22 protein-coding genes and 2 pseudogenes are annotated in these 19363 nt (G+C 53.0%); 3 read left to right on the forward strand and 21 right to left on the reverse strand.

Annotated elements, in window-relative coordinates; genetic code table 11:
• Nucleotides 1–56 precede the first annotated feature (56 nt).
• On the reverse strand, nucleotides 57–413 hold the full coding sequence (locus ADH66_RS12650) for a TnpV protein (RefSeq protein WP_084384494.1): 357 nt from the start codon (nucleotides 411–413) through the stop codon (nucleotides 57–59).
• Between the two features lie 154 nt (nucleotides 414–567).
• Here ADH66_RS12650 and ADH66_RS20080 point away from each other — a divergent pair, with 154 nt between their 5' ends.
• Nucleotides 568–780 carry a hypothetical protein gene (locus ADH66_RS20080; protein ID WP_157767214.1) on the forward strand — a complete coding sequence of 71 codons (213 nt, stop codon included), beginning with the start codon at nucleotides 568–570 and terminating at the stop codon, nucleotides 778–780.
• A 34-nt stretch (nucleotides 781–814) separates the two neighbouring features.
• Complete coding sequence (locus tag ADH66_RS20685; protein ID WP_207652992.1) at nucleotides 815–979, forward strand: hypothetical protein; 165 nt, start codon at nucleotides 815–817, stop codon at nucleotides 977–979.
• A 24-nt stretch (nucleotides 980–1003) separates the two neighbouring features.
• On the opposite strand, the gene ADH66_RS21815 is transcribed toward ADH66_RS20685, so the two are convergent.
• The 4 genes and pseudogenes from ADH66_RS21815 to ADH66_RS12670 all read right to left on the reverse strand — a co-directional run bounded on the left by ADH66_RS21815 (nucleotide 1004) and on the right by ADH66_RS12670 (nucleotide 3876).
• Complete coding sequence (locus tag ADH66_RS21815) at nucleotides 1004–1687, reverse strand: defense against restriction DarA-related protein (protein WP_066540096.1); 684 nt, start codon at nucleotides 1685–1687, stop codon at nucleotides 1004–1006.
• A gap of 26 nt (nucleotides 1688–1713) precedes the next feature.
• Nucleotides 1714–2124, reverse strand: a pseudogene (locus tag ADH66_RS21820) (ArdC family protein); the annotation flags it as partial.
• A gap of 44 nt (nucleotides 2125–2168) precedes the next feature.
• Nucleotides 2169–3098 carry a ParB/RepB/Spo0J family partition protein gene (locus ADH66_RS12665; RefSeq protein WP_066540091.1) on the reverse strand — a complete coding sequence of 310 codons (930 nt, stop codon included), beginning with the start codon at nucleotides 3096–3098 and terminating at the stop codon, nucleotides 2169–2171.
• Nucleotides 3055–3876, reverse strand: a complete 822-nt coding sequence (locus tag ADH66_RS12670; RefSeq protein ID WP_066540086.1) for a ParA family protein — start codon at nucleotides 3874–3876, stop codon at nucleotides 3055–3057. Before ADH66_RS12670 ends, ADH66_RS12665 begins: the two co-directional genes overlap by 44 nt.
• A 188-nt stretch (nucleotides 3877–4064) precedes the next feature.
• Here ADH66_RS12670 and ADH66_RS12675 point away from each other — a divergent pair, with 188 nt between their 5' ends.
• Nucleotides 4065–5360, forward strand: coding sequence for a recombinase family protein (locus ADH66_RS12675; RefSeq protein ID WP_084384493.1), 1296 nt, complete (start codon nucleotides 4065–4067; stop codon nucleotides 5358–5360).
• Between the two features lie 274 nt (nucleotides 5361–5634).
• Here the strand turns inward: ADH66_RS12675 and ADH66_RS12680 are convergent, their stop codons facing one another.
• The 16 genes and pseudogenes from ADH66_RS12680 to ADH66_RS12755 form a co-directional block, all read right to left on the reverse strand.
• Nucleotides 5635–6483 carry an Rpn family recombination-promoting nuclease/putative transposase gene (locus ADH66_RS12680; protein ID WP_066540083.1) on the reverse strand — a complete coding sequence of 283 codons (849 nt, stop codon included), beginning with the start codon at nucleotides 6481–6483 and terminating at the stop codon, nucleotides 5635–5637.
• Between the two features lie 127 nt (nucleotides 6484–6610).
• Nucleotides 6611–6778 carry a hypothetical protein gene (locus tag ADH66_RS20090; protein ID WP_157130688.1) on the reverse strand — a complete coding sequence of 56 codons (168 nt, stop codon included), beginning with the start codon at nucleotides 6776–6778 and terminating at the stop codon, nucleotides 6611–6613.
• A gap of 21 nt (nucleotides 6779–6799) precedes the next feature.
• Nucleotides 6800–7849, reverse strand: coding sequence for a hypothetical protein (locus ADH66_RS12685; RefSeq protein WP_407922898.1), 1050 nt, complete (start codon nucleotides 7847–7849; stop codon nucleotides 6800–6802).
• A gap of 14 nt (nucleotides 7850–7863) precedes the next feature.
• Nucleotides 7864–8310 (reverse strand): annotated as a pseudogene (locus ADH66_RS21080) (CHAP domain-containing protein); the annotation flags it as partial.
• A gap of 478 nt (nucleotides 8311–8788) precedes the next feature.
• A complete protein-coding gene (locus ADH66_RS12695) occupies nucleotides 8789–9592 on the reverse strand; it encodes a hypothetical protein (protein ID WP_066540070.1) in 804 nt (267 codons plus the stop codon).
• Between the two features lie 67 nt (nucleotides 9593–9659).
• A complete protein-coding gene (locus ADH66_RS12700; RefSeq protein ID WP_066540067.1) occupies nucleotides 9660–9887 on the reverse strand; it encodes a hypothetical protein in 228 nt (75 codons plus the stop codon).
• A gap of 44 nt (nucleotides 9888–9931) precedes the next feature.
• Nucleotides 9932–10591 carry a DUF3846 domain-containing protein gene (locus ADH66_RS21085; RefSeq protein WP_084384491.1) on the reverse strand — a complete coding sequence of 220 codons (660 nt, stop codon included), beginning with the start codon at nucleotides 10589–10591 and terminating at the stop codon, nucleotides 9932–9934.
• Nucleotides 10592–10600: 9 nt separating this feature from the next.
• A complete protein-coding gene (locus tag ADH66_RS12715) occupies nucleotides 10601–11299 on the reverse strand; it encodes a DUF3849 domain-containing protein (protein ID WP_066540064.1) in 699 nt (232 codons plus the stop codon).
• A 15-nt stretch (nucleotides 11300–11314) separates the two neighbouring features.
• Nucleotides 11315–12019 (reverse strand): DUF1281 family ferredoxin-like fold protein, encoded by a 705-nt coding sequence (locus tag ADH66_RS12720; RefSeq protein ID WP_066540062.1) that lies wholly within the window; start codon nucleotides 12017–12019, stop codon nucleotides 11315–11317.
• Between the two features lie 12 nt (nucleotides 12020–12031).
• Nucleotides 12032–12472, reverse strand: a complete 441-nt coding sequence (locus ADH66_RS12725) for an XF1762 family protein (RefSeq protein WP_236757036.1) — start codon at nucleotides 12470–12472, stop codon at nucleotides 12032–12034.
• Complete coding sequence (locus ADH66_RS12730) at nucleotides 12462–13346, reverse strand: phosphoadenosine phosphosulfate reductase family protein (protein ID WP_084384490.1); 885 nt, start codon at nucleotides 13344–13346, stop codon at nucleotides 12462–12464. Before ADH66_RS12730 ends, ADH66_RS12725 begins: the two co-directional genes overlap by 11 nt.
• Complete coding sequence (locus ADH66_RS12735; RefSeq protein ID WP_066540059.1) at nucleotides 13346–14191, reverse strand: hypothetical protein; 846 nt, start codon at nucleotides 14189–14191, stop codon at nucleotides 13346–13348. The genes ADH66_RS12730 and ADH66_RS12735 overlap by 1 nt, the downstream gene beginning before the upstream one ends.
• A complete protein-coding gene (locus ADH66_RS12740) occupies nucleotides 14192–15328 on the reverse strand; it encodes a hypothetical protein (protein WP_157130687.1) in 1137 nt (378 codons plus the stop codon).
• A 13-nt stretch (nucleotides 15329–15341) separates the two neighbouring features.
• Nucleotides 15342–16967 (reverse strand): recombinase family protein, encoded by a 1626-nt coding sequence (locus tag ADH66_RS12745; RefSeq protein ID WP_066540054.1) that lies wholly within the window; start codon nucleotides 16965–16967, stop codon nucleotides 15342–15344.
• 2 nt (nucleotides 16968–16969) lie between these two features.
• Complete coding sequence (locus ADH66_RS12750; RefSeq protein ID WP_066540042.1) at nucleotides 16970–17821, reverse strand: recombinase family protein; 852 nt, start codon at nucleotides 17819–17821, stop codon at nucleotides 16970–16972.
• The gene (locus ADH66_RS12755; RefSeq protein WP_066540033.1) at nucleotides 17818–19341 is read right to left on the reverse strand and encodes a recombinase family protein; all 1524 of its coding nucleotides are present in this window, start codon (nucleotides 19339–19341) and stop codon (nucleotides 17818–17820) included. The genes ADH66_RS12750 and ADH66_RS12755 overlap by 4 nt, the downstream gene beginning before the upstream one ends.
• Between the last annotated feature and the right edge of the window lie 22 nt (nucleotides 19342–19363).

Consider the following 19363-nt stretch of genomic DNA (forward strand, 5'->3'; position numbering starts at 1 on the left):
CTCTGCTTCATCAATATTCTGAATCTGTTCCGTTTCGGAAAGAAACAGGTTTAAGGTCAGCTGTTGATAAGTTCCGCCAGCAGAATCTCCTCCGCCTGGGCCTTGCAGCTGTTCATCAGGCCCACCCACTGCATCATATCGCGGGCTTTCAGTTCCTCGGTCACGCCCGCCGCCTGCGCCAGTTTTGGCATCAGCTGCTCCAATCGGCTGTTCGCGGTCCGGTCGATCTCCAACAGGTGCGGGTACAGCTTCTCGCTCATCAGCAGACGGTTGTAAAGGATGGGCCGGTGATCCTTCAAGTAGGTTTTCCGCATCCTGCCGTACTTGCCCAGGGGCGTTTCGGGCTGTTCTGTCAGTTGCAGGTTGGGAATCAGATAATCCCCGTTCTGAATGTAAGTTAAGGTGTTGTTCATTTTGCTGGCTCCTTTCTTTGTTGGCCTCTCGCTCCGCGTTTAGAATGGTTACGCCGATCTGCCGCAGCACCTGCTGGTTGATCTGGCTGACCGCCGTTCCCAGCGCCCCAACGGTGGCCGGTGTGTTGAAATCAAAAACCGGCATGAAATCCTCGTGGGTGAAATACTGCTCCGGGGCCAGCCCGCAGCGGGACATCAGGGAATAGGCGATGCTGACGGTGGCGGCGGCTTTGAATTGGACTTCGATGTTAAGTTCATCGTACTCCTCCAAAAAGGAATCGTCAACGATATAAAGGAAGTCCCGCCCGTTGTCCGCCCAGTATTCCCCGGCCAGCCTGCGGGCGATCTCGGTCAGCTGCCCGCCTAAATCATCGCCGCCCACCCCATACCGGTTTTCCAGCATGGCGGAGATGGAATCTATATGCCGTTCCTCCATCTTCCAGAGCCAGGGAGTGCGGGAGTGCGGGCGGGTTCCGGTGTCGGAGATGTCAAAGACATACCGCAGCCGGGTCCGGTCCCCGGAATCGTCCACCAGGGCGATGCCCTTGGAACCGCGCCGGACATAGCGGCCCATCTTGTCATTCCACAGGTCATACTCCGCGCAGGCGGTAGCGTCCGGGCGCTGGGCGTAGATCATCAGCTGGTCGTGGAAGGGGTATTTGTAAAGCCTGGAGGCTGTGTCGAGAAAACCGCACATTCTGCGGGTCCTCCCGGCTGACCTGATAAATGGCGAAGCAGTCCCCCTCATGGGAAAGAAACGCCTGCTCCCGTTCCTGCTGGCGGTTCAGCCGTTCCTGCACCAGTGCGTCAAAGGCTGGGCTTTCCTCCCATTCCTCGCGGGAAAGGGCGAACACCGTACCGGGCAGCTGGGATTCAAATTCCTCCCGGTCAAAGAGCATTTCCGCGCCGCCCCCGTCCACCACCGCGTACACCGTCAAATCCTGCTCAAACAGTTCCAGCGCCCGCTCTTTGGAGAGGGGCAGCAAGTCCCCGTCCTGATAGCCGCAGTTTTTCAGATCGTCCTCCCGCAGCAAAGGGTCCGGCATCGGGTATTCATCCAGCGCCTGCTCCGGCGCGTCGGGCAGCTGGGCGGCTTCTGCGGCATGGCCGATGGAATCCAGCGCCCGCAGGTTTTGGCTGGCGGGCAAAAGGGCGTATTCCCGTTCCTGTTCGGCGGTCAGCGGCTGGGGGTAGTCGATACAGCCAAAGGCAGTGATGGAATCCTGTTCCACCTTTACCGGCGCGGCCAGTTCAGTGATGGTTTTCCCGTCCATCAAAGGATAGGTTCCCACATTCAGAGATATCCGTCCGTATCTGCGTCCATTTCCTCAAACGCAAGGGGAACCGGGGCGGAGCGTTTCAGCGCCTCCATAAACGCCCCAAAGTGCCGGACATTCCCGAACAGGTCCGCCGCCAGGGAGGGCAGGGGCTTTCCGTCCGTCTGGCTCACATCAAAGACCTTGACCGGACGGAACAGCGGGATTTCCACCTCTTTTTCCTCCATGACCACCCTGCCGTTTGCGTCCAGCACCGGTGCATGGGTGTCCGGGTCCAGCTTCTGTTCCTCGATTTTCTTCTTATAGGGGGTGGGCGCGATGATGGTGATGCCGCGCTCGCCCTTCTTCACATGGCGCTCAAACTGGTTCTTCCACTTGTTATAGCCAGCCACAAGGGTCGCGTCCGGCTTCTGCATATAGATCAGCATGTTGTGGCCCTTTAACTCCCTGGCAACGTGATCTCTCATAGGCGCTCCTTTCAGCGTTCCTGATCTCTCTGACGCTTTTTCTGCCACTGTTCCAGCAGTTTGATGATGGTTTCCTGCATCCGGGCAGGGGTATAGCTTTTGGGAAAATACTTCCGCAGGGTGTCGGAGGTAAACGTCACCTTGTCCAGATCGCTTTTCTTTTCCTCGCCCATAATCGCCCGCATTACGTCTATGGATAAACGCCCCTCTTGGCTGAATTTCTTGAGCCGCTGGGCTTGGGAAAGGGAGGGGGTGGCCTGTTCGCTGTCCATCGCGTCCAAAAGCTGTGTCTGTTCTTCTTTTTTGAGAAAGGACAGCTCATAGGCCGGGTTCAGGGCAATTTTCTTTTCGTCCACCATGTTCAGCAGTTCGGGAATCAACTCGGTCAGGCGGATATAGCGTTGAATTTGATTGCGGCTTTGCCCCACCTGATCTGCAAGCAACTGGTCAGAGCGTTTTTGTGTCCCAACTTGGGACAGATTTTCTTTGCTTGGTCTGCCCGCTTGCCGCTTCATAGCGTCTAACTTCATTTTGTAGGCAAAAGCCCTCTCGCTGGGGAGCAGGCTTTCCCGTTGTAAATTGCTGTCAACCATGATAATCGTGGCTGCGTCATCGTCCAAATCCCGGACAATCACCGGCATGGTTTCTTTCTCTGCCAGTTCACTGGCCCGATGCCGCCTGTGTCCGGCTACCAGCTCATAGCCGCCGCTGGGGTCAGGACGGGCGATAGCAGGAACAAGAACGCCGTACTGCCGGATGCTGTCCGCTGTTTCCATCATGGCATCATCATCTTTGACCTTGAAGGGGTGTCCCTTGAACGGGTGCAGCTCGCTTAAAGGGATTTCTACCACCTTTTCCCGCCCCGCGTCGGTGCGGCTTTCCTCGGTGGTAAACAGATCATCGACCGATGCCAGCTCTACTTTTTTCGCGCTGCTTTTCAAGTTTCAACACCTCCTTGGTCAGATTTGCGTAGCCTTCGGCTACTTTGCCGCCTGGGTCATGGGCGAAAATGCTCTTGCCCTCTGCGCTGATTTCCTTTGCCCGGACAGAATGGGGAATCTCGGTTCCGAACACCTTGATTTTGCTGCCGTAGGTTTCCCGCAGCAGGGCGGCAATCTCTTTGGCGAAGTTTGTGCGGTTGTCCACCATTGTCAGCAGAATACCGTCTATTTGCAGTTTCGGGTTGATCTGCCGCTTGACCTTGTTCACCGTAGAGAGCAGCTGTTCCAGCCCTTTGGCGGGCAGGTACTCCGCCTGGACGGGAATTATAATCCTGTTGGCAGCGGCCAGGGCGTTGACGGTGAGCATACCCAGGGAGGGCTGGCAGTCTATGAGGATATGGGAATACTGCCCCTTTACGGTGTCCAGGTATTGCCGCAGAATCGTTTCCCGGCTCATAGCGTTTACCAGCGACACCTCCATGCCGGACAGCTGAATATCCGCCGGCATCAGGTCCACGCCCTCCGGGTGGCGCAGAATCCCCTCGCCGGGGCGGACCGGCTGATCGGTCAGGATACGGCCCATCGCGTCGGAGAGGGTAAAAGGCAGCTTATCCGGCTGGGGATTGCCCAGGCTGATGGTCAGGCTCCCTTGCGGGTCCCCGTCAATGAGTAGCACTTTCTTTCCGGCCTGCGCCAGTCCAATCCCTAAGTTGGCACAGGTTGTGGTCTTGCCCACACCTCCCTTTTGGTTGGCGATGGCGATGATTTGCGTGTTCAAGATAATCACCTCGTTTCTTGGTATGAAAAAAGGGAGAATGTGACCGGAATCAACATTCTCCCTTAGAAACGATATGTGATTGTGCAATAATCTGTCTTTTGTGAGGTTAGCTTTTGAGAGCCATCTCGCCGCAAACCCGCATGAATACTGGATTTTTGCCTGTTTGCTTTCCCTTTCCCCAATAACCTGTGTTCAACGAGTGGTATGCCAAAGACATCAGCCGCAAAGTACGCAGTTCCAAGAAGCTGCGTGGCAACGCTGGCGACCCCATGTGCCCACCGCCCTACGGCTACAAGAAAGACCCGGATAACCCCCGGAAGTGGATTATTGACGACGAAGCCGCCGAGATAGTCCGAAGGATATACCGGCTCTGCATCGAGGGAAAGGGGATTGAAACCACGGCCCGGTTATTGCAGGAGGATGGCATTTTGACCCCTGCTCAGTATTGGGCGAGCAAAGGTATCCGCAAGGGCGGCAAAAATAGCCAGGAAACCCTCTGCAAGTGGTGCAAATCGACTGTGACAAAAATCCTCACCCTCCGGGAGTATACCGGTACGCTGATCAACTTCAAGACCTACTCCAGGTCATTCAAAAACAAGCGCCGCTTGATAAATCCGGAAGAAAACCGGGCTGTTTTTGAGAATCATCATGAAGCCATTATCGACCCAGCTACATGGGAACAGGTGCAAAAAATCCGGGAAGGGACGAAGCGCCGCCAACCCAAGAACGCCGAGAAGAATATGTTTGCCGGCCTGCTGTACTGTGCCGACTGTGGCCATAAGCTGCACTTCAACGTCAACCACCCCAACAGCGCTATTGAGTATTTTAATTGTTCCAATTACCGGGGCAACAGGGGTACTTGCAATGAAACCCACTATATCCGGGCCGATTCGTTGGAGCAGGTGGTACTACTGGAACTTAACCGGATGGTCAGCTATCTGAAAAACCATGAGGATGAATTTGCCGAACTCCTGGCTCAGAAAACCACCAAGGATTACGAGCGGGAGAGCCGCAACAGGCGGCAGCATCTCCAGGAGCTGATTGCCCGGAACCAAGAGGTTGACCGGCTTTTTGAGCATATCTACGAGGATAATGTGGCGGGTAAGCTATCTGATGACCGTTTCATGAAAATGTCCCAGCGATACGATGAGGAACAGCAGCAGCTCAAAAAGGACATTGCAGAATTGCAGCGCCAGTGCGACAAGGAAGATGACCGGGCTTTCTGCAAGGAGCAGTTTCTGAGAGCGGTGCGGAAGTTCATGGAGATGAGGACGCTGACACCCGTTATCCTGCATGAGCTTGTGGAGAGGATTGACGTGTACCACATTCAGGGAAAGGGTAAGGATAGGACACAGAGAATCGTAATCCACTATAATTTTATCGGCACCTTGGATTTACCGGAGGTAGAGGAATACCCGGAAAACGTGGTGCTGGACAGCCGCCAGGGTATGGCGATTGAGTATCTTGTTGGCAAGGCCGGGTAAAGAAAACGAAGCAGCCCGAAAGCCGCTCCACCGGGGCACACCGCCTCATAGAAATAGTAAAGGAACAGCCTTTCGACTGTTCCTTTACATAGGAGTGTTCAGTTGCGTTATGAACACTCGACATGGCTTTACCATGCTTAAAAGATGCCAAACGCCGTTTCGAAGGTAAAAAAGCCAGTATTTATGCGGGTTTGCACCGTTATGAAAAACCGTCATATTAACTCTGCCTTAAAAGATGCCCCTTATGTGACCAATCGTTTCGCAGGATGATGATCTATTCATCTTCCGCGATTTTTTTGACTTCATCCAAATCAAGGACACAGATATCCGCTATCTCAGCAAGGGTCATACCGCCTTTGGTGAGCAATCTTTTCGCCATACCAATCTGGGCATCGTGTGAGCCTTTTTCTATACCTTTTTCTACACCAGCTTCGAATCCTTCCCTGCGGGCGTCAATCCGCACATCCTCCAGCTTCGCCGCCAACGTCATAAGCCTCTCCACCTTCCCTTTGTCGGCCTTTATGTCCTCTACCGCCCGGTCTATCCTTGTCAGATAGTCTGAATCTGAAATATCTATCGGCAAATTACGATATCTCGCGTTGATATACCGCAAAAATTCCAGCGCCGGCTCACTAAGATTCTTGACGGTAAACGCCGCATTCAAAATGTAAGCGTGGGAACCGTCTTTGTATGCCAAATCTTCCGCACCCTCGATAACGCTCTTGCGCTTATAAAGCGCCAAACCCCGGCCATAGTAGTCGTCGGTGCAGACGAAGATCACATAGCTCTCTCTGAGCTGCCGGTAACTCTCTGCTGGCTCCAGGGTCTTACGGTCTATGCTGCTCTGGTAAAACCGGATGCGCCGCTCTAGATCATAGGCTCGGCCTGTCTGCATCTCCACATCGTACTGCGTTCCGGCCCCGTCAGCAAGCGACACGTCCAGCCGGATGCCGTGCAGATGGATACCGTCCTTGATGTCCTGCTGTTTTTCAATGTAGGTGATCTCCGCGATTTTCTTTTCCAGCACCGCCTCCAGGAAGGGCTTGACGTTCTCCGGCTGACGCATTACTTCCCCAAAGACCAGGTCATTGGAGAGATTGATATCTGCTATGCTGACGCTCACGGGAACCACCTTCTTTCCACTATATTATATCTCGAACGTATACACAGCCGCAAAGCGTTGCCTTTTGCAGCTGATTCCTGCTGTGTACATTATACCCGAATCCGGCGAAAAAAGCAACTGTTTTTGTTTACTCATTGTATGCCTCCCGCGCAGGGCCGGGTTCGTTTTCCAGCGCCGCTGCCATCAACCGGGTGACAAAGTCCTTTTGCCTAACCTGGTGCCGTTTGAGGTAGTCCTTCATGCGCTGGTAGGTTTCCTCGGGCAGCTGAATTGTCATTGTCTTCATATTATCCATGGCTTGAACCTCCTATTATTCTCAGTACATTTGCATCCCGCCATCCTGCTCCACTTCCTCGACGTTGTCCTTGTCAGGAATAGGCTCCGGCTCACTAACGTCTGTCTGCTGCTCCACTCTCACACGTCTTTGCAGCTCAGACGGGCTTTCACCAGTCAATGGCCGGATACAGTCAAGCTTGTCCGCCGCGTAAATGGCATTATCGTTCAGCTGGCGCTGCCAAGCCCCCACGCTGGGAGCCCATCGAAAACCGTTGCTTTTCAACGCCAAGCGTGCTTCCTCGTCCGGCTTTTCATCGAAGAAGATTTGCAGGCGGTTGTCAGCCGTGTTAGCCTCTACCCTGCCGCCGTCAAAACCCCAGCCGGTAAACCCTTCCTCTTTTTGACGAGTCAGCAAGGCAATGCGTTCTTTTACTCGCCGGATCTCCGCATTGTTATTGGACAGCGCCCAGGAGGGATAGGGCTTGTCCTCATAGTGCCAGGAACTCGCCATGCCAGACTCCAGTTTGCGGATCACATCCTCAGAGATGTCAGGACAACCGTCCAAGGTCTTGTGCTTGCAATAGTAGGCGTTCACCGCCTTCATCTTCTCCTGGGTGCTTTCCAAGCTGGCCAGCTTGCTCTCCAGTTTCGCAATGGCCCGGGGATCGTCGGCGCTGATGCCGCCCATGCCGGTGCTGCGGATCTTGTCCAACAACCCCTGCACCTGCCGCCACTCGTCCATATTGCGATCCCGGGCGGCGTTCTGCTTTTCCTTCTTCCTGACCGGGAAGTTGCTGCCCCCAGCAATCAGAATGGAGGGGACACGAGCGTCTATTGCGAAACCCTCATTCATATTCTCTGCCAGTTTCCGGGCGTATGTGTCCAAAAGGCGGTCGATTTTCTCATGGTACATGGGGTCGACCCGAGCTTTTTGGCGTTCTGCAAGAGCGGCGGCCTCATCTACAGAGTGGCGGTATTCCTCTGTGGCACTACCGGGCCTGTAGTCTGAGAAACTATTCATCTCCTTGGCGCGCCTGGCAGAATCTTCATTTATGGGATAGTACATTGTTCTATGTTTTCCTTCCGGCATTTTTCCTCCAAGTCTTATAGCATCGGCGTTCCATATCCAAGGATCTGGTAATTACCTACCGGGTAGCTGTTGCGTTGGCAGGCGTCGCCGGAGTTCCCTTCAATGGTGTACACCCTGCCGCCCTCGACCTTCTCCACGATGCCAACATGGTCTGAGTTGCCGTCCATGACGCCGTAATCATCCGGCCAGTCAAAGAAGATGATATTCCCTGGCGCGGGGGTAGCGCTGCCGTCCAGCCATTGGCCCCTGGCCTTGAACCAGTCCACGCCTGTTCCGCAGCCAGCGAACTTTGGAATGATCCCACGGTCTATATACCCGCACTGATCAGCACACCAGCTCACAAAGCAAGCACACCACTCGACCCGGCCACCATACCCATACCAGCTCCAGTATGGCTCGCCCCCCACGTTGCCAAGCTGAGATTTTGCAACCTCTACCAGCTGGTGGTTGGCGTAGTTCATGATGGCTGAGAAGTCCTCCGGGTCGAGATTGGTACCAAAAGCCGCATTGACTTCAGCTATCAGCTGCTCATCCGTCTGATCGTCTGCAAAGCAGCCTGCCAGTTTTGCCACAAAGCCGGGTTCCTTTGCATACTCAGATAAAGCCAGAACATATAGCACCTCTGCCGCCTTGATTTGCTCCGGTGTCCTGCCCGACATCGCAGTATGCAGGGCCTTCACAGTATCCTCGACCAGCGTCAGCTCGTCGATCTGTTCCTCGGTCAGACTGAGAATGACCTTTGTCTGCACCTCCGGGCTGGTGAAGTCCACATCCTCCATGCTGGTAACCGCCGCCAGTGCTACTGCCGGGAAGAACACAATCATGAAAACCGCCAGCAGCAGGCAGGCGATTTTCTCCCAATTTTTCTTGTCCAAGAGAAGCGCGACCGCTACCTTTTTTAGCGCCGCGCCGATTGTTGCGCTCATAGGCTGTCCCCCTTTACATCGCCATGTTCATACCATAGTCCTCATTTTCTTCTTCCTCATCGGGTTCAGGAAAGCCGGAGGACTCATCCTGACTGTAATCGAAGTCGGGCGCGACCTCAACCGCAGCGCCCAACTCGCCCTCTATGTATCCGGGAGCGGGCGTGTCCTGCTCTGTTTCTTCGGGGAATTCCGCATCCTCTATTTCCTCATAATCTTCCTCATCCTCCGGTTCAAAACTGCCCTCAGAATCGCCCACGATGGGGCTTTCCTCCGGCTCGTCCCCGTACCCTTTCTCCGAGAAATCCTCGCTCACAGGGGCCTCACCGCCCTCGGAAAGCCCCTCGTCTTGTTGTTCTTCCTCGTCTTGTTGAACGTCCTCCTGCTGCTTTCTCAGCAGTTCCTCGTCGCGCTCGAGTTCTTCCTCGATCAAGCCGATGACGAAAGCCCTCTGGGTCATACCAGTGCGCTTCAAGTAGTCCTTGATGCGCTGGAAAAGTTCCTCCGGCACTTGAAATGCCAGCGTTCTTGTGTTGCCCACTGTTTTTACCTCCACTTCCGGTGTTTTTGGGTGTAACTTATCCTCCACGGCCATGGCAATAAATTCATCCATAGCCATGTCGTGATCCTCCAGATATGCGTCGATCTCAGACTGGAGTTCGGGGTCAATATCCATGGACGGAGGCCGCAGCAGATTCTGCGCTGCCAGGGCGATGAAATCCCCCATCTTCATGTTGTTTTCTTGCAGATACGCTGTGATTTCGGCATGAAGCTCACGGTCAACGTGAACGCTTATGCCTTTGCTGTTTGGATTGGGCATGTTTGTCCTCCTCTGCTTTATTATTATGAAAGGCAGTGCCGCGAAAGCACTGCCTTGTCATTTCATGTTACATTGACTGTTCCATCTCATTTGCACCTTCGCACTCAAGCCATTCATCTTCGCAAGCCCAAATCTCTGACTGAAATCCTGATTCATATTCCCAGTCACCAAAGAGTTCTGATACGGACATTGTCCGGTCTTGAAGTTGATATTTATCCAACTCATTCATTAGGTCTTGCAGAGAATATCCGTGGTCGATCATCCATCGAAGCTGATATTCTTCATATTCAGACAATACGCATCACCCCGCTTGCGTTCAGCACTTCATTTTTGACCATTTTAATATGTGCAGCTAATGAAGCCCATATCGCCCTCCACCTCCTGCTGGCTGATTTGTTCCGGTTCCGCAAAACGCTTCATGTACCGCTGGATCTCATCGTCCGTCAGAGATCGAAAGTCCTCGCCGTCCTCGCCCACAATGAAGAATGGCCCGGCTATGGTGGAATCACCCAGCCTACGGTTCCCATCCATGCCTATCAGCTTGGCCTCATCGTTGCACATTAGGATTGTGCCGTCACCCAAATAGACTGGTGCTATGTGCCCGTCTACAGCCCGCTGCAAGGACTTCAAGTCATTGCTTACCTCGCTGACAAAGGGAGGGCGGTTCGTCTCCACATAGACTATCTTCAGCAGGCCGTCCGGCTTGTGGGTCTTACTCTCGTCAAAGTCGATCTCCTTAAAGCCGATGGTGTCGCAGAAGAACGCGCCGTTTTCCGTCAGCACTACATCAGAAACGGAAAGCGAATGGCCCCGGTGCAGAGGGTGGCCCTCAGTATTGAATCTAGCAAACACATCCTCCAGATTCCCGCAGTCCACATCGCCGCTGAACACCTCGTCGTAGCTGCTGGAGTCCACATCGTCCTTTAACTGACTCAAGCCCATAAACTTCGCCCTGGCAGTGTCACGGTCAAAATTGATTTGATAGATTTTGATTCTCACATTACCCTCCTATGTCATTTGGGGTACATCCTCTTGGATCTGCTCCTGCAACTCGGTCAGCTTCTCCCTGGCCCAATCGGGCAGATGCTCGTCCTTCAGTACACCCAGGAAATCCTGACGGTCATAGTGCGTTTCTTCGCCATCTTTCAAAAATCGCCCATAAACCTTGCGGCCCCTGGCCGTGGGCGAACAGCCGAAACCTCCATCGGCAAGAAACAGTTGGAAGTCCGGTGTCTTGTACTCGTCCTTGAGTACCGTGGGTTTCAATACCAGCAGCTTGCCGGTATAGTCCTCGGTCTTGCCGGTGCAATGGCTTTCATCAAACAGCCCCAGCGCCTGCCAGTCGCGGCGCACTTCATTTACAAAAATGTTGAGAAGCCCCGGATGGCTGTCCACCACAAACTGATACTGTGTTGTGTCCTGCGGAATATGGAAACCCTTGGCCCATTCTTTATTTCCCCGGGAGATACGTCCGTCCTGCTCTTTTTCGTGAATGGTATTGGCCAGCACCCAGTTCACACGGTCTAGGCCGTACTCTCCGAGGACGGCCTTTCTGCAGTCGTCTGCCAGCCGGGAACCGTCATAGTTTTCATTGATGGCGCTCTCAATAGCTCGGGCGCAGTCGCAGTTTGCTTGGTAGCTTTCCCGCCACAGGTCGCGCTCGTTATACTTGATTGCGTATTCCAGCGAGTATGGATATATGTACATTTTCTGACCTCCTGATCACATTGTCTGCTCCTGCTCCTGGGGAAGTCCATTGTGTTCATACTGGTACCAGACTTCCACCGAGAAATCCATCCTTTCATCATACCCCTCTACTTGCTCACACTCGGTCTGCACCCCTGCCTTATATTTAGCCGTGCCACAGTTTACAACCATCTGTTCCTCCGCCCACTGGTGGGTAAACTCGATGTCAGGGTACATTTCCGATAATTTCTGTATGACAGGGGCAGGCTCCCGCCAGGCCGTCCGAAAGGCCAGTTTATCACATTGGCTGTAGTCTTTGCCTTCCTCATAACCGCCGGCATCCCACTTGGTGTTCCAGTGTTCCCAGCGCCAATCGTACCAATCCGGCGAACCGTATTTCTGAATGTTCTGGAAAGCCTGACGGCCCAAATTCCAGGTTTCCCTGTCTATGCCGGAGTGCCTACGAAGGTAAGCATCTTCGGCCTTTCCTGGGATATGAAGAAGATCCTCCTTGGAGAAGTCACGGCCCAAGGAATAAGCCGCGACAAAGTCCTGATAGGCCCGCAAACCAGCCTTGCTCCTGTTGCTGGACTCCATATCCAGCTCCGGAGGCATGGGGATGATCTTGTTAAAAGAAATGCTGCCGGTACCGAACTCATCGTTCTGCACCGCCAGCAGCATATCCTTTATCCTCTTTTCGTCGCCATCGAAGGTAACGATATTTGCAACGTAATTTGGCATATTACGCCCTCCTTATTCTTTTTCAAACCGCAGTTTCATCTGTGCCGGATAAAGGTCGACCTCCGGCCTGCGCTTACCCGTCCAGCGCAAACCTCCTGCCTGACCTACACACTTCCATCCTGCGGCCCGGAGACTGGCTCCGGTTTCGCTTTCCAATATATATGTTATCAGCTTTTTGTAGCCCATTGAATGGGCTGCTCTCCATGCCGCTGCGTATAACATGGAGCAGGCGTTTTTTGTGGCGTCTGTGCAGAGGCGTGTGACCTCCAGCGTCCAGCCGTCATCCAGATAGCGGGAAACCGGGCGGCCAACAATGGCTACCCCTACTATTCCTACACCGTCTGACACGGCTATGGAGAATTTGTGGCCCGTGACCGGCCCATGGTGCCGGTGGTGGTCAGCGACAAACTGGTTGGCTTCTTTCAATGTGATGGGGACGATATCAAGGCTCAAACGCTCCCACCTCCCCGCCAAAGATGTCCATCTGTCCATCCAAGTTCCTATCCTCCATCCACCACCGGAACACTTCGTCCGCACTATTCCATGGCCCATCCTTGCCTATGCTGCGCCGGGCCTCCACCATTCTGGCAAAGGCCCGGCGATACAGCATTTCATATTTGGGCCACCGCTGAAATTCTGTGTAGCGGTTCTTCCCGGCCATCGGACAGCCTACACAGCCCACCCTGCTGAAGCCCATGGCGTACACAGGATTGACATCCACCTTCGCATCCCGCAGGAATTGCCATACCTCGGAATCAGTCCAGTCAACGATGGGATGTATCTTTATTGTGGCCTTCATCTGACAGGGAGCGATGATCCTGGTATCTCCGTTGTCCATGTCGAAGGTAACACGCTCACTTCGGTTTCTGCCGGGAAGTTCGGCCACCGCGGAATCCGACCTGGCGCTGCTCTCCTGCTTGCGAACACCAAGAATAACACATTGATTCTGATTGCTGTTTTCTTTCAAGATTTGACAACAGTAGCGAACTCGCCTTGTCGGAGCGATTCCCTTGAGGGGTATGAGCTGCCACATACTGGTGCGCTGGCCTCTATAAAATGGTTTACTAATCGTGCAGGAGATACCTGCCAGTTCCAGCCTGTAGAAAACCTTTCGGACGTGATATATCGTTTCCGGAGCGTCGGCGGTAGTCAGGTTGTGGACTACATGGAAAGGCACCTCGGCCCGTCTGCACAGCTCTAGCAATACCTCCGAGTCCTTCCCGCCGCTGTAGCAGACAGTCATTGGCTCCTGGTAGTATTTCTCACTCAATTCTGCCGCCATCTTGAGACGTTGGATAGCTGCCTGCTCCGGGTCAAGGTGTTCCATCACATTCCCCCAAACTGCAGGCCGCTATGCCCCAGGTACTCGTCCATCTCCTCGCTGTCCCTGATAAAATAGCCGGTGCCGCTGTCCCAAAATGAAACGTAAAGGTTCCCCCGGTCGGTAGGGATCTCCTGCTGCTCATACCCTTCCCCTAGGCCGTCGCTGTTCTGGCCATGGATCCATTCCCGCAGTTCGTTTTCTTCTTCCTCTGTCATAGGCTCGGTCAGTCGGACATCTACCTTGCCGTACAACTCATCGTCCAGCACCTCAAAGCCCCAATCAGCCAGGAGCAGCTTGTCCGCGCCAGCGTCGTTGTAGTACGCGGACATATTGTCAATATCACGGTGGGTATACCGGGAAAAGCTATCCCGAATTTCATCCTCCTGGCCCAGCAGGAAGCGTTTCCCGGCAGGGAGCTCTTCCTCGTATTCGTTATCCCAAATCTTCCCGGTGAGGGGAAAGTAATAGGTCTTGCTGACGGTACCAGCATCGTAAGTCATTTGGTGAATATCGGCGCGCAGTTCCGTGGCGTTGCGGTACTGGTCATGAATGATATTCTGCTCCAATTCATTCTTGATAAGGTCACTTGCCTGGGTGACGATATGCGCCATGTCGTTGGCATCGTCCAGGGTGTACTCCTCCGGGAACAGGTGCATCATGTGTTTACCGATTTCGCTGTTGGGGATAAGCTCCCCCCACACCTTATCGGCTGTACCAGCCATCGGGATGTACTCCGGCCACAATTTTGCGCCCAGCGAGGCGATTGCCGAGCACAATATAGATTGGTCTTGGGGCAGGGGGATTGTGCCGGATTCCCTGCTTTTGTTTATCAGCTTTGCATTGAACATCTATATTCCCTCCATTTCCATGTCATGAGGATTTTCGCACATAATTTGTGTATAATCGCAGCCAGCCTCCATGCAGACAAAGCAGCCGCCCATAAACTCTCCATTGCGCTCCTGCATGATGAACTCTCCTAACTTGGAGTAATCCACAAAGTCCGGCATATTCTCGCCAACCGCGTACTCCAACTCATGCTGGGTAATGTATTCGCCAACATCAACATATGTTTCCGCACCCTTGATTACAATGAAATCGTCCAGATGGTCTGCTAACTTTTGTATCTCATCTCCGGCGACTACCTCCGCATAATCCGTAACACACTGGAGCTTGTAAAGGTCTATGTCAGGCCGGGCGAGAACTTCAGCAAGGAAATTGGCCTCACGCAGACCCGCTATTTCAAAGTTGGTTTCCAGTCTGTCCCGCCAGCACTTATCCGGGCAGTTAAACATTTCTATCTCCATGGTGCAGTCACTGAGACAGGGTGCGCCCAAGCGTTTCAGGGCTTTCTCAATGGAGATATCTTCCTCTGGTAGGTATAGGTATTCAGTTTTTCCCTGATAGTGCATATTTACGACAGCGACCTCGTTGCCCCTATAGAGATATGGCGGGAATGTGGTGCCGTCATATACCTGCTGAAACGGTACTTCCTCATTCTCAAACAGTAGTCCGTATTCTGTGGGGATTCCCTTGCCGGAAGACAGCAGCTCGCGGCCCACTTGCGCGAAGTTGATAGTTTCCAGTTCTATCTTAGAAAGGCTTCCCCGAATGTTCATCAGATGGTACTCGCCTATCCCGGCCAGGTCGGAAACATCGCGGATAACCGTGTAGTGGTTGATATTGAATGACAGGTTGATAAGCCTCTCCAGGTCAGGGCTTTTCTCAAGGCTCGCAGACGCCATGAACTGGTCGTATTCGCTGTCATCAAAACGCTCTATGCTTTTCGCAAGAAAGTTCAGTTCATCGGCGCTGACAATCAGACCGTTCAGCATATTCAGACCCGATGGCCAGATAACGCTGGAAATCGGTACCTCGCTACCGCAGCCTATTGCCTGCAGCTTGTCTGCCAGCACACTGTCCTCCATAGGGAAAATCAGTGACGTATTGCCCTCATAGGTGCTGATTTGCACGTTAATAGTTCCCATATCCACCTCCATGTTACTCAATCATTTCGGTTCTTGTCTTGCCGTCCTTAAATGTGATCTCTATTTCTTCATCCGACTTCACACGGATGGCAGACACCAGCCTGCGGGTCAGGACATCATCGTATTGCAGGCCGCTGTCGGCAAATTGCTTTAGCAGTTCGCTGATCTCAGCCATACGGGTTTCCGTGACCGCCCGGTCTTTTTGCTGGCTTTCTATACCTTTCAGCCGCTGGTTGAGCTGCTCCAGTTCCTCGACGATCTTCGTTAGGAGCAGTTCGTATTTTGTAATGTCATTTTCTTCCATGCACCGGGCTACCAAGTCCTGCTTTTGCTGGGTCAGCTCGGATATCCTAGTCCGGATATCCGCCTCTCCGCCCGGCACCTGCGGGGCCAGCGCCCGGTCAAGGTTCGCCTTGAGCAGCTCCATATCGGCGCTGACGTTTATGTACTGGTTCATGATGCCGTTGACGATGGCGGTATGGAGCGACCTTTCCTCTATAGTAGGAGATTCGTTACAGAATTGAGTACCGTAATCCAACCGGGTACCGCACCGCCAGACGATTTTCTTCTTACCTTTCTTTGCCCAGGTAGTGCGCCGGTATGGTGAGCCGCATTTGCCGCAGATGAGGATATCACTCAGGGCATATTTCCCACGGTGCCGACCCTCCAGCGGATTCTTGGCTTTCTCAGTGGACGCTCGTTTTGCCCTGCGCCGGGCCACTTCCTCCTGCACCTGCTGCCAAAGGTCAGGCTCGACGATTACCGGTAGGCAGTCGCTGACGTAAAACTTGGGCAGCTCGCCGTTGTTGACTTTGCTCCGATTAGAAAACAGGCTGGGCTTGAAAGTCTTTTGCCGTAGAGCGTCGCCCATGTATTTCTCATTTTGCAGGAGGCTCAAGATCACCGTAGTGTTCCATGTATCGCGGCCGAAGGATGTCTTTATATGCAGGCGTTCCAGCTTTTTCTTTATGTCTCCGGGGGTCATGCCGTCCAGGTAGTCATTGTAGATCATGCGTACAACTTGGGCCTGTTCCTCATCAACAGCGATCTCACCATTGCTGTCTTTTGTGAAACCGAACATAGTGGGACTGACGCTGACCTTGCCCTGGGCATAGGCCATGGCGTTGCCCCGGATAATGTTCTCACGGATTGACTCGGACTCCGATTGGGAGAAAGCGCTGAAAAAGGCCAGCATCAACTCACTAGTCATCTGACTGGTGTCCAGATTCTCTTTTTCAAACATAACAGTGATATTTTTCTCCCGCAAGCTCCGCACTGTACGCATCACATCCACCGTGTTCCTGCCAAATCGTGACACCGACTTCACCAAGATAAGGTCAATGCGCCCCTCCCGGCAGTGGCGGAGCATCCGCATGAATTGGTCGCGCTTTTTCATGGAGGTGCCCGTGATGCCCTCGTCAGCGAAAATCCCGGCCATTTTCCAGTTTGGATTACTGGTTATTTTCTCCGTGTAATAGGTTTTCTGTACCTCAAAGCTGTTGAGCTGCTCGTCCTTGTCGGTGGATACCCGGCAGTAAGCTGCTACCCGTAGCTTTTTCTTGGTGGGCTGACCGGGGGCGGAACCCTGGGGCTTGGCGGGAATAACGGTGACATTTCTAGAGGGGGAAGTGGTGCTCATGCTTACTCGTTCCTTTCTGTTACAATTTTGCCGTTCTGCAACTCTATTGACAGCATTCCATTAGCGTCCATGAGTAACCGCCGGGCGGTGCGCTGAAATAGTTCTCTTTGAAATGTGGACAGCGGCTCTGCTTTCGAGTAGTCTGCGGCCAGCCTTGCTGTGATTGCCTCCCGGCTGTTGATAGCTTGGTAGTTCGCCGCACCTATCTGAAATACCATCATGATAAGCTCGCCTTCGCTGGCCTGTCCACTGTCCAGCGCCCGGTGAAACTCATTAAGTAGGCGCTTGCTTTCTAACGTATGAATTTCGGGCGCTGATCCTTCAGGGACTATAGAGTCAGGGTCGTTTATCAGGGCGTTCATTATCTCAATAACCTGTGCCTTAAATCTAGCATCTGACAGCCTCACTGACCAGCCGCACTCAGCACACTTCCATGAGACCGGCTCCGCAAGGCGGGAATCAGTACGCCTTGTAACCTTTTTACCGCACTTGGCGCACACCGTCAGCTCTTTGAACAGCTTGATATCATCGTCTATAGTGAGCTTATTGGTGTTCGCCTGCTCTTTCTTGAGATTGGCCGCAACAAACTGCTCCTTGGAAATCAGTGCCGGACACTCGTCCGAACCGATGTAACGGCTGTTTTCCAAAATGCGCTTGATGCGGGCCTTGTCCCAGCTTGCCTTATCGGAACTGTATTCTACCTGCCGGTGGGTCAGGTTTTCGGCAATCACTTTGAGGGAATCCCCAGCGCAGTATCGGTCAAATATCTCCCGCACGATCTGGCTCTCATCGGGATGAGGAATCGGCTGGCCAGCCTCAAACTTGTATCCGTAGGGAATGTAGCGGTTGCTCATGATGGGATTTCCTCCGTAAGCTCCAGACCGCAGTGCAGTCGGAAGGTCAGTTTATTGTCAGCGGTGGGGATGATTTTCTCTATGACTTCATCAAACTGGTCGATATCGAACTCCGTTGGCAGCCCCGGCCAACTGGAAAGAATGGCCTGCAATTCCTCCAGCTTTTCTATGGCTGAGTGGGATTGCAGGCCATTCAGTTTTTTGTTGCGCTCGGCGGTAATTCTTTTGCGCTGGGCGGCGAGGGCCTCGCTCTGAAAGCGGTATTCCTCTGGGCTGATGAAGCCCTTGGTGTTTAGCTTTTGCAGGGTGAGGGATTTGTCGTTCAGGGCGGCCAGGGATAGGTCGAGCTCGGAGAGCTTGGTGTCTGAGCCGGATTGTGTGTATTCTATTTCACGCAGATGGGCAATGGTAGGAAGAATAATGTTGTCCTGGTTCAAAAAAATCTTTGTCATCATATTGAGACTCGCAATGATAATGCTGTCCTCTGCCAAACGGAAATAATCACAGTCCGTTACTTGCCCGGCCCTCCCCGCACACAGCCAGTATGATTTTCCGTTACTTGTCACTTGCCGCATATGGTGTCCACAGGTCGCACAGAGAAGCCTGTGTGTAAACAGATGCTCCTTCCCTTTGCTTTTTTCATGCAACCGTCTTTCACGAAGTGTACTGCTGCTTTCAAAACATCTCTTATCAATTATCCCAGTGTGTGTCCCCTCAACATAATATTGCGGCCTCTCCCCTTTGTTTTCCTTCCTGACAAATGGAAGAGTATCTGAAGTAAAGCCTTTTTGAAGAAGTGAGTCACCTATATATTTTTCATTTCGCAGAACTTTTGAAATTGCCGTTCTACCCCACGATTTTCCGTCAGGGTACTGCTCATTCAAATATGCGGCTATTTTGGTCATTCCTTCTCCAGAATTATACCGTTTGAAAATCTCCTTGACTATCCCAGCATCATGATTTTCTGTAAGCGTTCCGTTTTTCAGGTCATATCCAACAGGCGGCAGGCAGCAGGCGAATGTACCATTCTGCATCCTTTTCTGATAACTCCACCGCATATTTTTGGAGATAGAGAAGCTCTCCTCCTGCGCCGCCATAGCGAACAAGGCAAGCTGCATCTCACCCAACACCTGGCTGGTATCGAAGCCTTGTTCCTCAAAAATAACGACCACGCCCAAGTCATTCAGCTTGCGCGTGGTTTCTAACAGTTCTGTTGTATTTCTGGCAAACCGGGACACGGACTTCACCAGCACCCGCTTGATTTTCCCTTCCCGGCAGTCTGCCAGCATACGCTGGAACTCGTCCCGCTTTTCTATGCTTGTCCCTGTTATACCGGCATCTGCATATATATCGTACAGTTCCCAATCCGGGTTCTCGTTTATCAGCTTGGTGTAATAAGCGATCTGAGAGTTGTAGGAATTTAACTGATCTGCGGAGTTTGTGGACACCCGGCAGTAAGCCGCTACCGACTCTTTTTCGTTGGGCAGCATAATGGGGTCTATCCTCTGCACCTGCGGCATCTCTGTCACTCTCCCTTCGTCT

The organism is Acutalibacter muris (assembly GCF_002201475.1).
Lineage (GTDB): Bacteria > Bacillota > Clostridia > Oscillospirales > Acutalibacteraceae > Acutalibacter > Acutalibacter muris.